The organism is Clostridium sp. HMP27, from assembly GCF_000765165.1.
GTDB lineage: Bacteria > Bacillota > Clostridia > Clostridiales > Clostridiaceae > Clostridium_AK.
The window spans coordinates 1-16186 of the sequence record NZ_JMFY01000026.1 but is presented as its reverse complement, the minus strand read 5'-3'; the positions used below and the strand labels follow the sequence as shown (position 1 = coordinate 16186).

The 16186-nt window shown below is 33.4% G+C and carries 13 protein-coding genes and 1 rRNA gene; 2 read left to right on the top strand and 12 right to left on the bottom strand.

The window, feature by feature from the left end:
- Nucleotides 1-165: 165 nt before the first annotated feature.
- A complete protein-coding gene (locus DP68_RS12905) occupies nt 166-1050 on the bottom strand; it encodes a LysR family transcriptional regulator (protein ID WP_035310178.1) in 885 nt (294 codons plus the stop codon).
- A gap of 179 nt (nt 1051-1229) precedes the next feature.
- Here DP68_RS12905 and DP68_RS12900 point away from each other — a divergent pair, with 179 nt between their 5' ends.
- The gene (locus DP68_RS12900) at nt 1230-2552 is read left to right on the top strand and encodes a Na+/H+ antiporter NhaC family protein (protein ID WP_035310177.1); all 1323 of its coding nucleotides are present in this window, start codon (nt 1230-1232) and stop codon (nt 2550-2552) included.
- Between the two features lie 48 nt (nt 2553-2600).
- Complete coding sequence (locus DP68_RS12895) at nt 2601-3710, top strand: Coenzyme F420 hydrogenase/dehydrogenase, beta subunit C-terminal domain (protein WP_035310175.1); 1110 nt, start codon at nt 2601-2603, stop codon at nt 3708-3710.
- Between the two features lie 122 nt (nt 3711-3832).
- Here DP68_RS12895 and DP68_RS12890 read toward each other — a convergent pair whose 3' ends face one another.
- The 11 genes from DP68_RS12890 to rrf form a co-directional block, all read right to left on the bottom strand.
- Nucleotides 3833-4420: a TetR/AcrR family transcriptional regulator gene (locus DP68_RS12890; RefSeq protein ID WP_052085797.1), complete on the bottom strand. Its 588-nt coding sequence runs from the start codon at nt 4418-4420 to the stop codon at nt 3833-3835.
- Nucleotides 4421-4716: 296 nt separating this feature from the next.
- On the bottom strand, nt 4717-6723 hold the full coding sequence (locus DP68_RS12885) for an FAD-dependent oxidoreductase (protein ID WP_035310173.1): 2007 nt from the start codon (nt 6721-6723) through the stop codon (nt 4717-4719).
- A 161-nt stretch (nt 6724-6884) separates the two neighbouring features.
- On the bottom strand, nt 6885-8150 hold the full coding sequence (locus tag DP68_RS12880) for a helix-turn-helix domain-containing protein (RefSeq protein ID WP_035310171.1): 1266 nt from the start codon (nt 8148-8150) through the stop codon (nt 6885-6887).
- 270 nt (nt 8151-8420) lie between these two features.
- Complete coding sequence (locus tag DP68_RS12875) at nt 8421-9452, bottom strand: M42 family metallopeptidase (RefSeq protein ID WP_035310169.1); 1032 nt, start codon at nt 9450-9452, stop codon at nt 8421-8423.
- A 21-nt stretch (nt 9453-9473) separates the two neighbouring features.
- Nucleotides 9474-10427, bottom strand: a complete 954-nt coding sequence (locus DP68_RS12870) for an oligopeptide/dipeptide ABC transporter ATP-binding protein (RefSeq protein ID WP_035310167.1) — start codon at nt 10425-10427, stop codon at nt 9474-9476.
- A 15-nt stretch (nt 10428-10442) separates the two neighbouring features.
- Nucleotides 10443-11426, bottom strand: coding sequence for an ABC transporter ATP-binding protein (locus DP68_RS12865; RefSeq protein ID WP_035310166.1), 984 nt, complete (start codon nt 11424-11426; stop codon nt 10443-10445).
- Between the two features lie 26 nt (nt 11427-11452).
- Complete coding sequence (locus DP68_RS12860; protein ID WP_052085796.1) at nt 11453-12349, bottom strand: ABC transporter permease; 897 nt, start codon at nt 12347-12349, stop codon at nt 11453-11455.
- A gap of 23 nt (nt 12350-12372) precedes the next feature.
- Nucleotides 12373-13302 carry a nickel ABC transporter permease gene (nikB, locus tag DP68_RS12855; protein WP_035310164.1) on the bottom strand — a complete coding sequence of 310 codons (930 nt, stop codon included), beginning with the start codon at nt 13300-13302 and terminating at the stop codon, nt 12373-12375.
- Between the two features lie 82 nt (nt 13303-13384).
- A complete protein-coding gene (locus DP68_RS12850) occupies nt 13385-14929 on the bottom strand; it encodes an ABC transporter substrate-binding protein (RefSeq protein WP_035310162.1) in 1545 nt (514 codons plus the stop codon).
- A gap of 294 nt (nt 14930-15223) precedes the next feature.
- Nucleotides 15224-15784: a nitroreductase gene (locus DP68_RS12845; RefSeq protein WP_035310160.1), complete on the bottom strand. Its 561-nt coding sequence runs from the start codon at nt 15782-15784 to the stop codon at nt 15224-15226.
- A 238-nt stretch (nt 15785-16022) separates the two neighbouring features.
- Nucleotides 16023-16139 (bottom strand): 5S ribosomal RNA (gene rrf / locus DP68_RS12840).
- Nucleotides 16140-16186: the final 47 nt, after the last annotated feature.

The window sequence follows — 16186 nt, the reverse complement described above, 5'->3', positions numbered from 1 at the left end:
AATAAGTGCCCAACATAAATCTTAAGAATTTCTTAATGTACCCCTTTTTAGTGCCACCCAAGTGGCAAGTGGCAAGTTGAATAAATAGAGGGAGGGGTAACAACTTTTAAAAATTGTTATCCCTCCCTGCATCTTTACTTTTAAAGGATATCTCTATTACTTCATCTATTTAAGTCTTTCTTCCACCATATCTAATATAGCCTGTAGCGCTGGAGATATCCATTTATCCTTATGATATATAACTTGAGCTGAAGTATAAAATTTAGGCCCGTTGTATTTTATTTCAACTAATTGTCCGTTTTCTATTTCCTTTTCAACAGCAATACGCGGTAAAAAAGCTATGCCAAAACCACTGGCAGCATATTGTTTTATAGCCTCTATGCTTTCTAATTCAAAAATAGAGCTTGGAGCTACATCAACACTTGATAAAAACTCCTCAAAACTAGCTCTATAACTGCAACCCCTTTGAGTAAGCACTAAATTTTTTCCCTCAAATTCAGGCATCTCAACCACATCCTTTTGAGTCAAAGGTTCAGTATTGCTGGCTACTACAATTAAAGGTTCATGAAACAAAGTCCTTGATATTATATCTGGATAAACTCTTTCATTGTCCAAAACAAAGCCAATATCTATTTTATTTTTTCTAATCATATCTGGAAAGTCTTCGCAATTACCGATTTTTAGTCTAACATTCACGTCTGGATAGAGGCTGCAGTATTCTTTGAATAAATCTGGTAATCGAAATACACAAAGAGTTTCAGCAGTAGCAATAGTTAAAGATCCCATTGGAATTTTCCCACTTATGATACTATCCTTTGCCTCATCATGTAAACTTAAAATTTTTTCAGCGTAAGGTAATAATTTATTTCCTTGCTCAGTTAAACAAATATTTCTACCTAGGCGTTCAAATAATTTGCAACCAAATTCCTCTTCTAAAGATCGAATTTGATCCGATATGCTTGATTGAGCAAAATTTAAAATTTCTGCAGTCTTGCTAAAACTAAGAGTTTCGGCAGCTACTATAAAAGATTTCAATTGTTTAAGTTCCATAATAACACTCCTTATAGCATATATCGGTATATCCGATTATACTTATAAAAACAATTCGTTTGCCTGATATTACAATCCATGTTAACATAAAACTAAGCTTTTGAGTAGTAATTTAAACCATAAAATTAAGCTCTTCACTAAAATATAAATACTTATTTTTAACGAAAGGAGAACCTATTATGGATATTATCGTAAGCATGTTAGTTGCATTTTATGTATTGATTTTTTCTGCTTATAAAGGAATATTTGTAGGCTATTCATTACTACTCGCCTTATGTATTTTTTCTTTTATTTCGTGGAGAAGAGGATTCTTATTATCAGATATTATCAAAATGTCAATTAATGGAGGAAAAAAATCCTTTGTTGTCCTAAAAATATTTTTCTTGATTGGATGTATTACGGGCATATGGATGGCTTCAGGAACAGTTCCCGCAATTATATATTATGGAATAAAATACATGAATCCCAATTTCTTTATTCTATATGCTTTTATAATAAGCTGTGTTGTATCTTTTCTATTGGGTACATCATTAGGTACGGTAAGCACTGTAGGAGTAGCATTAATCTTGATGGCCAAAGCTGGAAATATTAATTTAAATATGGCTTCTGGTGCTATAATTGCAGGTGCATATTTTGGTGACAGGTGCTCGCCAATGTCCTCTAGTGCAAATTTAGTTGCAAATTTAACCCGCACAAATCTTTATACTAATATACGTAATATGTTTAAAACCTCAATACTTCCATTTATTTTATCTATAATTATTTATCTAATTTTTTCACTACAAGAGCCTCTAAGCTTTACTCAAAACAATATGAATACTGAAATATCAAATATTTTTAAGATTAATTTAATTACCCTATTACCGGCAGCAGTAATTTTAATTTTTTCGTTGTTTAAAATAGATGTTAAATTGTCCATGCTTTTTAGCATTATGTCAGCTTCCGCTATTGCTATAATACTTCAGCAATATAGTATAGTAGAAGTATTAAGATTTATAATCTTAGGCTTTCAGCTAGATTCATCTAGTCATTTACAAAATGTGCTCAAAGGCGGCGGACTTATTTCTATGTGGAAACCATCCTTAGTTATTTTTATATCTTGTGCCTTATCCGGTATATTTGAGGGAACAAATATGCTAAAAAATATAGAGCTTATCTTGTTAAAGGCCAAAACACGATATACATTATTTATTTATACAATTATCACTAGTATCATTACTGCAGCCTTTGGATGTAATCAATCCATTTCTACAGTTTTAACACACCACCTTATGAGTAAGAGCTATGAAGATAAGAATATTGATAAATATGAATTAGCTATAGATTTGGAAAATACGGGAGTAGTACTAGCTGCACTTATTCCTTGGAATGTAGCAGCTCTTGTTCCTACCATGACAATGGGAGTAAGCAGCACAGGATTTATACCTTATGCTTTTTATCTATATCTCATTCCAATAATTAATGCACTATATTTTAAAATTTTAGAGATTAAAAATAAATAATTTTATATAGAATGAGTATAATTTTAACTAAAGAAGGGAGAATTTATCATGGAAAAAGTTTATTCAAAGAAAGAAAACTGTTCAGGTTGCAGTGCATGTTTTAACGCTTGCCCTACAAAAGCAATTCATATGGAACCAGATCAAGAGGGATTTTTATATCCTGTTATAGACCAGGCACTATGTGTAGATTGCCGCAAATGCGTAAATATTTGTCCTATAATTTGTGAAGGGAATTATAAGCAACAATCCGAGCCAGAATTTTTAGTTGCTAAACATAAATCAGAAGATGTTCTTATGAGTTCTACATCTGGTGGAGCCTTTACAGCACTTTCCGATGCAGTACTTAAAGAAGGTGGGATTATTTATGGTGTTGACTATGATGACGAATTCCGTGTATTGCACAAGAGAACTGAAACTATTGAAGGCAGAAATCGAATGAGAGTATCTAAGTATGTACAGAGCAATATGGGAAATATTTTTCAGCAAATAGAAAAGGATTTACTTAATAAAAGAACAGTATTGTTTACTGGAACACCTTGTCAAACTGCAGGACTTAGAGCATATATGCGTTATTCATCACTAACTGAAAATCTATATATATGCGATTTGATTTGCCACAGTATTCCTAGTCCCTTAGTTTGGGAGGACTATAAAAAATTATTAGAAAAAGAGCATGGTGGAAAACTAACAGATATTCAATTTAGATCTAAGATAATTGACTGGAGTAGAGAAAATAGCAATAAAACATTTCTATATAAAACTTCAACCAGTGAGGAAGTCCATAACGATGAAAGGTTTTATAAGCTTTTCTTTGGGGCAAAGACCATTACACGTCCTTCTTGCTCAGAGTGTCGATTTACAGATATACATCGTACCTCAGATATTACAATTGCAGACTACTGGGGAATTGAAAAGTATGCTCCTGAATGGATGGATACAAAAGGAGTTTCTGTAATCTTAGTTAATAATGAAAAAGGTGCCAAGCTTCTTGAAAAATGCAGCGATGCCTTAAAATATGAAAAGCGTCCAAAGGAAGAATCTCTTACAGAACAACAGCGTTTAAGTGAACCTGTACAATTTCCTGAAGACCGTCATAAATTCTGGGAAGATTATAGAGAACATGGCTTTGGATATATAATAGAACAATTACCTAAATAATATTTATATAAAAGTTAAAATAACTAGAGGTCTTTTTATAAGTTCTCTAGTTATTTTATTCTTTACAACATGGATATCATCATTTATTTAACCTCTTCCATCTTAACCCAGGGACTTTGCCCCTATTTTAAAAATGCATCCAATATAGATTTCATGTCTTCAATTGTTTGTTCAACTAAATTATAACTGCCTTCATGAAGACACCAATCATAAACAGCTCCTCTACTCATCTTTACTAAAAGTTCTGTAAGTTTCTCAGCACTTGGATAATGTATTTCCCCATTATTTATTGCCTCAGTAACTTCTATTAATAATTGTCTATAAAAATATCTCTCCCTACTTAAAATATACTTTTCTTTGTTTGATAATTGATTTTTAAAATAACATGTAGTATAAATATACCCCTTACTATTAATAACGTTAAGCTGATAATCCATTAAGAATAAAATTGCCTCACACCTTGTATTAAATGTCCTACTTTGCATCAGTTCTTCAGTTTTAATATCAAATGCTCTATATGCTTCATTAATAATGTCCTCTTTAGAGCCAAAGTAATGATAAAATCCACCTACAGATACTCCTGCTGATTTACAGATATCTTTTATTTTTACATCCTCATACTCCATATTAGTAAATAACTTATCTGCACATTCAACTATTCTATTTTTTATAGCTATTGAACGAATATTTCTAAATGTTAATTCTTTCATTTTAACTCCTTTAAATACTTACTTTATATAAAATATGATATCTTATTTATATATTTATGCATCCTTTATAATTTTTATGAACAGTGTATATTCACAATGTTATCCATGAAATACAAGTATAACGAATTAAGGTAACTTACGAGGCTTAGATGAATACTTAATTCTTGTAAAAATTAGAGGCTGCTCTGCGCTATTTGCGGAGCAGCCTCTTTGATTTTTAGTTTTAGAGAGGACTATTATTAATAAATTATATTAATACTTTTAGGCTACTTGCCACTTGTCATGTGGGTGGCACTTTATATTCTTCTTGCAGCATGGAAGCCTTCATGTACAGCTTGCATGATTTTTCTTGGTCTATTTACATCTCCAACTGGGATAATTTCTATACCTTCACACTGTGATCTTAATTCACCGACTAATGCTTTTTCTGATTTTAATCCAAGTGCACATATTACTGAATCTCCAGCATATTCAATTTCTTCTCCATTAACTTGGCATTTCACATACTTTCCAGTAATTTCATCAATTTTATGGTTTATCTTAACCTTTATTCCAAGCTCAGCAAGCTTTGAATTTAAAACCCACTTTGTATATATAGGTAGATCTGGTGCTGCTTCTGCTGCCATATCAACCATAGTTACATCTTTACCATTTTCAGCTAAGAACATAGCTACCTCGCAGCCTACAAGACCTGCTCCACAGACTACTACATCCTTGCCTTCAGGAATTTTACCATCAAGTACTTCTAAAGGATCATATATAGTCTCATCCTCTGAACCTTTTATTCCAGGCTTGAAAGTTACTGCACCTGTAGCAACAATTACAGTATCAAATCCACCGTCTTTAATGTTATCCATAGTAACATTAACTCCTGTTTGAATTTTTGCTCCACATTCTTTTGTGGCATTTATAATATAATTTGTATAATCTCTATAGTCTTGCTTGAAATCTGGAAGACTTACATAATATAATGCTCCGCCAAGTTCACCATTCTTTTCAAATAATGTTACATCATGTCCTCTTTCAGCTGCAGTTATGGCTGCTTGCATTCCAGCAGGACCTCCGCCAATAATTCCAACTTTCTTCTTAGTCTTAGCAGGAATTACTTCTACAAAGCTTTCATATTCCTTTCCAGCTTCTGCATTTACAGCACATGAAATTCCACAGCTTTTCATAACTTCTCCAAGACACTCATTGCAACGTAGGCAGCGGCGAATTGTTTCTGGCTTGCCTGCAGCTATTTTTGATGCGTAGTCTGGATCTGCTATACTTTGACGACCAATTGCAATAAAGTCAGCATCTCCCTTTTCAAGAATTTCTTCTCCCATTTCTGGTGGTATACTGCATACTGCAATAACAGGTACATCTACAGCTTTTTTAATTGCTGCAGCTAAGTTAACAAGTGACCCTCTTGGAGTGTAGTTTGGAGGAACCCACATAGATGTCGCCACACCATAGCTAAGATTTTTACCCTCTGCAGATTCTTTTCCTGACATAACATCAAAATATTTATGAAGTCTTGAATCCCAAGTACCTGCTGAAACGTGGATTGCATCTGCCCCTGCTTCTACAGCCCATTTAGCAAATGTGGACGCTTCTTCTAATGTAATTCCATTTGGAACATCTTCATCACCAGATAAACGATATATTAAAGTAAAGTCCTCTCCTGCATGCTCTTTTATAGATCTTATAGTTTCTAGGGCAAAACGTGCACGATTTTCAAGACTTCCACCATATTCATCAGTTCTTCTATTTGTATATCCTGAAAGGAACTGTAATGGCATATATCCATGAGCACCATGAAGTTCAACTGCGTCAAATCCGCATTGACGAGCCTTCTGAGCTGCTAATCCATATTTATTGATAAGTTCTTTTATTTCTTCTATTGTCATTGCTCTTGGAGTATCATTAGGTAACTGAAAAGTTCCTACTCCTGAAGGTGAAACTGGTTGACATCCTGTTACACTTTCACTAGAAAAACATCCTCCATGAGCTAGTTGCAGACAAGCTTTTGCCCCACCTGAATGCACTGCATGAGGTATACGACTAAGCCCTGGCATGAACTTTCCGCTAGTTATCTCAATTTCTCCATCAATAACTCTTCCAAGTGGGTCTGGGCAGCATACCTCAGTTATTATAAGTCCAACCCCGCCATTTGCTCTACGTGCGTAGTAATTTACAATAACATCTGAAACTGTACCATCTGCAGCTGCAAGATTTGTACCCATACCTGGCATAACCATTCTGTTTTTTAATTCCATATTACCAATCTTTCCTGGTTCTAAAAGCTTCTTAAATTTCATAATATCCACTCCTTATGTATTGTTATTGAATTATCAATCTAGATATATAAATTCAATTTTCGATGGGAATTACCTTTGGCGTATAAAAAAAACAAGATGCTGTGTTTTTGTTCATTTGAACAAAGCCTTCAGCATCTTTAAATTTACTATTGTCTTAAATATCATTTTTGCATAATATCATCCATCATCAATGACATATGAAGATGAAGCCGTACCAATGGATTATTAAAATCATCCTCCAAAAGTTCACGAATTTTATTTAATCTATAATTTATCGTATTTCTATGCAAATACATTGATTTAGCAGTATCAGCAGCATTTTGATTATTTTCAAAGAAGTGCTTTAAAGTAGTTACATATTCACTGCCCTCTTTTTCATCAATTTTCTTTAGTAATAAAAGTGAATTACTTAACATATTTTCTTTTTCAGAAACTTCTCCAAGTAAATTGTAAACTGCTACTTCACTATAAATATATACAGCTTTCCTCCATATACTTTTGTTTAAAAATTCAACTGCTTCTGCTGCCTTTTGAGCTTGAATATAACTGTCCTTGATATCAATTAATTTATCTACAGGAAGCCCTACAGTGGAAATTAAGTTTTCCTCCCTCATAAACTTCTCAATTTCCTTTCGGCAAAACTTACTCCACTTCTCTCTACTATCAAAACTTACAATAAAGCAAGCATTTTGTCCGTTAAAGTTATATATACAAAATGGGAAATATACATTTAAAGTATTTTTAATAGTATCCAGCTTTGTTCCAATATATAAATTATTTTCACCTGCTTGTATAGAAATAACACTAAACCACCTTTTAGTGTTCCATCTTAATGACTTAGCTCTATTTATGGCCATCTTTTCATTTGTCATAAAACCTGAAAATAAATCTCCTATAAACTCACTTTCCATTTGCCCAAGAGCTTTTGAAATAGCGTCTTTTTCCATAAGCTTTATTCCTACTACACCTGCAACCATTTGAAGTATTTGCAAGTCACTCTTAGTTATTGGTTTATTTATTTCAACAAGAGCAATGTATCCTCTTACCTTACCTGCTGACTTTATTTGTGCAACTGCTCTTCTAACATAGGGAGAAAAATCTTGACTATCAACAAATAAGGGGCTGCCAGCACTGCTTAATCTTCCCCAAAAATCATTGTAATCCGTCATTTCTACAATAGAGGATGGACAATATTCATTACTTACTATTGTCATCCAAATAGGATCGCTGATTTCATCTATGTGAGAATATGTAATAACTTTATAGCTTTCATCCGTTATTATCATTGGATTTTGAAGAATTTTATGTGCTACCACTTCAATTTCACCTATATCTAAATTTTTGCCAAGTAAGTCCACAAGATTACCATAAATATTGAATAAAGATTCATAATCCAAATCATTTACCAAGTCATCCAATCCTTCCACCTTAATCACCCCATAAGTTATTATGTTTTAATTTAGGAACAATCAACAAACTCTTACAGATAATTCTCAATTGTTCCCATGATTTATAATTTTATCACATGATCGAACACTAGATAAATAACATATAAGGAAAAGTAGCATGTAAATAGTAATTTAAGGGTAAACATCTATGGATTAAAAAAGCAGGCACTGTTCCATAATAAAGTCCAATAGCTATATTAATAACTATTGGACTTATATACTAACTTGCCACTTGCCATGTGGGTGGCACTATATTATATATTGAATAACCAATCTAATGTTATTCTCAATAGCATCAATATGAGTTCTTTCATAATGATGCGTTGCATCTACTCCTGGTCCTATACAAGCAAAATTAACATCTACACCCTGAAGTATTGATAAGCTTGCATCGGAACCATACCTGTAATGTACGTCCACTCTATAATCAATACCGACCTCTTCAGCAAGTTCCACTAACTTCTTTTTAAATCCAAAATCATATGGTGTACGGCTATCCTTAGCACATATGGTCACACAGTGTTCATCTGAGGTATGTCCTTCCCCTACAGTTCCAATATCAAGTGCAAGCATTTCCACAGTTTTTTCAGGTATTGCTGTTACTCCATGCCCCATTTCTTCAAAATTGCTTAAAAAGAAGTGTACTGTATTCTCAGGTTTTATATTATTGTCCTTTAAGTATTTACACACACCAAACAAGACAGCAACACAGGCTTTATCATCGATATATCTTGATTTTATATAACCATTATCAGTAAAAATTGTTCTTGTATCAAATGCAACAAAGTCCCCTACTCTTATTCCAAGCTTAAGAGTGTCTTCCTTTGTATGTACATCTTCATCAATTCTTACTTCCATATTTTCTTCTGTTCTTAGAGTTTCTCGGACTTCTTCAGAGTGAACATGTATAGAAGCTTTATCAGGAAGTAAAACTCCTGTATACTCCTTACCCTTCATAGTTTTTATTATTAAATTTTCTCCTTCATAGGCAGTCCATGCATATCCACCAATGGCTGAAAGTCTTAACCTACCATTAGATTTTATCTCTTTTACCACAGCACCTAATGTATCTACATGGGCAGAAATTAGTTTATGCTCTTCATCGTTTTCTCCAGTTATTGTCCCCATAATAGCACCTTTTCTTGTGGTAATAACAGGTACACCCATGCCTTCAAATTCTTTTCTTAATCTTTCAGTTATAGTTGAAGTATCCCCCCCAGGACTTGGAATACTAAAAATCTCCTCCATAAGGTTTTTTACATATTTCATATCAATATCCAATTTTTATGCCCCCTAAATAATTTATTTGCCTGCAAAATGACAAGCAACATATCTTTCATTTCCTACATTTCTTAATTTAGGTGTACTTTCTTTACAAATATCCCGCTTACAATTGCATCTACCATAAAATCTACACCCATCTGGTGGATCTACAGGACTTGGTACATCTCCTTCAAGAATAATTTTTTCCTTTTCTACATCTACCTTAGGTATTGGTATTGCAGATAAAAGTGCTTGTGTATATGGATGCAGTGGGTTTTTAAATATGGATTTATAATCTGATAGCTCTACTATCTTTCCAAGATACATAACTGCAATTCTATCGCTTACGTGTTTAACAACACTAAGATTATGAGAAATAAATAAATAGGTAAGATTAAATTGTTTTTGCAAACTATTCATTAAATTTAATATCTGAGCTTGTATACATACATCAAGGGCAGATACAGGCTCATCAAGTACAATAAATTCCGGTTTCAGTGCCAATGCTCTTGCTATGCCTATTCTTTGTCGTCTTCCCCCATCAAGTTCATGTGGATAAGCATTTATCAATCTTTCTTCAAGCCCTACGGTTTCCATTACTTCTTTAACCCTTGCCTCTATTTCTCTATTGTTTTTATATATCTTATTTACATAAAGAGGTTCAGCAATAAGTTCTGAAACAGTTATTCTTGGATTTAAGGATGAATAGGGATCTTGGAAAACTATTTGCATTTTTCTTCTCATGTCTTTCATCTTTTTAGCACTATATTTAACTATATCCTCGTTATTATATATTACTTGTCCACTGGTTGGCTCATGAAGACGCAGTATAGCTCTTCCTGTTGTAGACTTTCCACAGCCTGATTCTCCAACTAGTCCTAAAGTTTCTCCTTTATTTATATAAAAGCTAACATTATCTATTGCATGAAGCATACCTTTTTTTGTTTTGAAATATTTCTTTAAATTGTTAATCTCCAATAACTTTTCTGCCATTTTCTATCCTCCTCTCTAACTTTCCTTACTGTCTTCATAAATAAAACAATTTACAAAATGCCCTTTTTCCACTTCAATCTTAGGCGGCTTGCTTAATGAACACTTTGCCATTGCTTTAGGACATCTTGGATGGAAAGCACATCCTGATGGAAGATTTGTAGGATCTGGTGTTAATCCCTTAATTACTGGCAACTCCTCCTGATCCCTATCCAAATCTGGTATTGAGTTAAATAAACCATTGGTATATGGATGAAGAGGATTTAAATATAAACTTCTCTTATCTGCATATTCCACAGCATTACCTGCATACATAATAGCTACTTTATCACATATTTCTGCCACGATTCCAAGATCATGAGTTATCATAATCATTGAAGTTTTGTACTGTTCTTTCAGGTTCTTCATAAGCTCAAGCACCTGTGCCTGTATTGTAACATCAAGGGCAGTTGTAGGCTCATCAGCAATTAAAAGACTTGGATTACATGCAAGTGCAATTGCTATTACAACCCTTTGCTTCATTCCACCACTAAATTGGTGAGGGTAATCCCTAGCTCTTTCTTTTCTTATTCCTACAGTTTCAAGCATTTGTTCAGCTTTTTTCATCGATTCTTCCTTTGTAACACTTTCATGGAGCTGAATCATTTCTGCTATCTGCTCCCCAACTGTTATAACTGGGTTTAAGGAAGTCATTGGATCTTGAAATATCATAGCTATTTTACTGCCTCGTATATCCTGCATTTCTCTTTCTGATTTTTCAAGTAAATTTTCTCCCGCTAAATATATCTCTCCGCTAACTATTTTACCTGGCGGATTTGGAATGAGCTGCATTATTCCAAGTGCTGTAGTAGTTTTACCCGCACCGGTTTCTCCCACAAATCCAAGGGTCTCACCATAGCCTAAAGATAAATCTAAATCATCAACAGCATAAACAATTCCATCGTCAGTTTTATAATGAATGGTTAAATGCTTTATATCTAATAAGTTTTGACCTTTATTCATCTCATCACTCTCCTCATCTCTAGAACCTAATTTTTAAGTTTTGGATCTAGAGCATCTCTTAGACCATCACCTAAAACATTAAGTGCAAATATTGTAACAACTATTGCAAGTCCAGGAAATAAAGTCATATACCAATAATCTCTTATATATCCTCTTCCACCAGAAAGCATTGAACCCCATTCAGGTGCTGGAGGCTGAATTCCAAGTCCAATAAAACTAAGTCCTGCCGCAGTTAATATTGCAAGTGCAACACCTAAGGTTGCTTGTACAATAATAGGTGCCATAACATTGGGAATAATGTGCTTAAAAATTATTCTAGTATTACTAGATCCGGCTGCCCTTGCAGCTTCTACAAATTCCTGATCCTTTATAGATAGTACAGAAGCTCTTACGATTCTAGCATAGCCAGGTATAGATGAAATACCAACTGCAATCATAAGATTAACAAGTCCTGGTCCTAAAGCTGCTACTATTGATATTGCAAGAAGTATTTGTGGTATAGCAAGAAGTATATCCATAGCCCTCATTATTAAGTTATCTAACATACCACCATAATATCCAGCTAAAGCTCCTAATACCCCACCAATAATTACAGCAATACTAACTGCAATAAATCCAACCTCTAAGGATATTCTTGATCCATAAACAATGCGGCTGAAAATGTCTCTTCCAAATTCATCTGTTCCAAAAATATGTTCTGAACTTGGGAACCTAAAAGTAGCCTCAAGGTTCTGTTTATCATATGCATAGGGTGCTATAAAGTCTGCAAAAATTGCAACTAACAATAAAATTGCGATTATTCCCAATCCTACTAACGCAAGTTTGTTCTTTCTAAGTCTTTTCCACACTTCTATTAACTGACTAGATTTTTTCTTAGTAGTCTTATTTATTACTTTATTTACATCTATATTAACTTCACTCATCTACTTGTCCCCCCTTCAATTGATTAACTATATTGAGACTTTATTCTTGGGTCTACATAGGCATATAGTAAATCAACCAGCAAGTTAACAATACTAAACATTATTGCAATAAATAAAACGCCCCCCTGAACTACAGGGAAATCCCTCATTTTAATAGAATCAACCATCAATCTTCCTATGCCTGGAATTGAAAAAATTGATTCTGTTAATACCGCACCTCCAAGTAATCCTCCAAACTGAAGGCCAATTATTGTGATAATAGGTATCAATGCATTTCTAAGTGCATGTCTTAATACAACCACTCTCTCCTTTTGTCCCTTTGCTCTAACTGTTCTTATATAATCTTGCCTTATTACTTCAAGCATACTAGAACGTGTCATACGAGTAATTATTGCAACTGATTGTGCTCCAAGTGATACCGCTGGCAAAATCATATACTTTAGGCTACTAAAGCCTGACGCCGGAAACAAATGTAGTTTAACTGCAAAAAGGAGTATTAAAAGTAATCCAAGCCAAAATACTGGCATTGATATTCCTATTAATGCAAATATCATAGAAACCGAGTCAAACCACGAATACTGCTTAACAGCCGATATTATGCCTATTGGTATACCAAGCAAAATTGCAAATACCATAGATAATGCCGCAAGTTTTAAAGTTGCAGGAAAACAATCTGCCAATTCTTTTAGTACAGGTCTTTTGGTTACATAGGAACTTCCGATATCCTGATTAACTACTAAGTTCTTCAGATAATTTCCATATTGAACTACAAAGGGCTTATTAAGTCCCATTTCTTCCCTTAACTGCTGAACAGAAGCCTCTGGTGCTGATTCTCCAAGGATTATTTTTGCAGGATCTCCTGGAGTTATATACATTAATGAAAATACAATAAAAGTTACGCCAATGATTACTGGTATAAGGAAAACAATTCTACGGGCTATATATTTTATCAATTTTATTCCTCCCCTCATAAATAGTTTTAAGGATTTAACTTAAGGGGTATATTGCTATACCCCTATCAGATCTTTTTATATTCTATTGAAAACTAACATTATAAAGTATATGGTATCCAAATGGGCTTGCTACAAAGCCTTTTACATTCTTACTAGTACCAACAACCTGCTCTCCATTTGATAAAAATACCCAAGGTGCCTGAGCTTTAACTTCTTTTTGAATTTCTTTATATACTGCTTCTCTTTCAGGTGAGTCCTTCATAACTCTACCCTTCATAATTAATTCATCAACTTTGGCATTTTTAAAGAATGAATAGTTACCACCTGTGCCGGCTTTTGATGAATGAAGAGGTGCATATACTGCTAAATCTGGGTCTGGAGTCTGGCATGTCCAGCCTATGATAAACATATCATGTTCACCCTTTGAAAGACCGTCTAAGTATGCTCCCCATTCAAGAATTTTTATTTCTGCTTCTATTCCAACTTCTTTTAATTGACTCTGCATTATTGTTGCCATATCAACTCTTTCTTTTTTCTCATTTGTCCAAATGCTTGTCTTAAATCCTTTTTCATATCCAGCTTCTTTTAATAATTCTTTAGCCTTTTCAACATTATACTCATGTGCCTGAAGGCTCTTATCTGAATATCTTACATTTGGACCTATTGGGCCAACTGCAACCTTTCCTACGCCTCTCCAAGCTGATTCTACAATTGACTTTGTATTTAATGCATAGCTAATTGCTTGACGAACTTTTATATCATTAAATGGCTTCTTCTGATTATTAAATCCTAAATATTGAGTTGAGTTATCAATTACTCTTGTAATTTGTAATTTTTCGTTTTCTTCAATTCTTTTTATATCGTTGGATGATATTTCATAAGCTATATCCACTCCGCCACTTTCAAGTTCTATTGCTCTATTTGTAGGTTCTGGAATTACTCTTATAGTCATTTTGCTAAACTTAGGCTTCTCACCATAAAAATCGTTAAATCTTTCAAGCTCAACTCTATCACCTTTTGTCCAGCTAACAAATTTAAATGGACCAGTTCCTACAGGACTCATAGCATATTTTTCTCCAGCTGCTTTAACAGCCTTTTCACTTAATATACTTCCGCCAGTATGACTTAGCCCTGAAAGAAATCCAGCTGCAGGAACCTTAGTTTTAAATGATATTGTGTAATCATCCGGCATTTTAAAGCTATTTGTATCTATATCCCCAAAAATATGTGATACAAGTGCTGATTTTGCAGCTCTTTCTAAACTGAATTTTACGTCGCTAGCCTTCATTTCTTCCCCATTGTGAAACTTAACGCCTTTTTTAAGCTTAAACTCATATGTAAGCTCATCAAGCTGACTAAATGAATCTGCAAGCATAGGCACTACCTCATTTTTTTCATTCATTCGTACAAGTGTCCCATAAATTTGAGTCATTACATTTGATGATGCAACGTCATTTACAGCATGTGGATCAAGTGATTTTGCATCATATGCTGTAGCCACCATTAAAGAGTCTTTTACTTTACTTTGACTTTGTGTAGTTTGGGATTTTCCGCATCCAGTAAATAAGGAAACACTCAAACAAAGACTTGCCATTAATGCTAGAACTCTTCTTTTCTTTTTTAACATGAACTTTCCCCCTTTGAAATTTTAATTACTTTAAGAACCTAATAGCTTTGCTAGTGACTTTTAATATTGTGCTTTATTTCTGTATTGTATTATATTATATTACACGTTTCAAAAATATTCCATATATTTTTAATTTTTCCTTAACAATTATAATTTTACTTTTAACTTGCCATCTAAATAGTCATTTGAATAGTCTTTCTGGTGCTTAAGAATACTTGAAAATTAATAAGGACGGATATTAACCCTTTATGCAAAAGGTTGATACCCGTCCTTAATTGGATTAGATGATGTTTTTTATTTTATAAAATTTACTGTATTTTCTTTTCTTGCAGGTGCATTTGTTATATTTACTCCCTTATATCCAAGAGCTACAGAATGTATTTGTTTGTATCCTTCTGGAATTCCTAATTTCTTTAAGTATTCTTTACCCTTTTCACTATTTAATAGGTAAGCTATAAATCCAACCCAGCAGGAACCAATTCCTAAAGATTCTGCTGCTAATAGCATATTTTGTGTTGCAGCTGCACAGTCTACTGCTGCACTATGGTTATTTTCATCTCCTGAAATAAGTATTACAGTTGGTGCATTATAAAATGCATGGAATTTTTCATTTTCTCCAACTCTTCTAATATATTCATTTTCTGATTTCTTTGCTAGTTCCTTAAAGTCATTATTAAGTGAATCTATAATTTTTTTATTTTGAATTACTGTAAAGTGCCAAGGTTGTTTATTGGTAGCACTTGGCGCATATATACCAGCATCTAAAATTTCCTTTACTTCTTCATCTTTTATTTGTTCACTTTTAAACATTCTTGTGCTTCTTCTTTGTCTAATTACTTCTAATACTTCGTTCATTATTATTCCTCCTAGTTATATTAAATTCATTATTATTTTCCATGATTATTTTACAATCTTACTTAACAATTCTTTATTCATCAATTAATTATTTCCCTATCAATTGATTTTATACTTCTGCTTAATTTTATATAATCATTTTAGCAGTCTTTGGTATGCTTAACAACACTCTTCTAGCCTACTTTTAATACTTCAAAAAATAAAAATAATCCTCAGCTTTTTAGCTAAGGATTATTTTATCTGGCAACGACCTACTCTCCCACCGGGCCTCCCCGGCAGTACCATTGGCGCTTTGAAGCTTAACCTTCGTGTTCGGAATGGGTACGGGTGTTACCTTCAAGCCATAATCACCAGATATATAGAAAGAACTATGTTCTTTCAAAATTGCACAGAGTACTATTA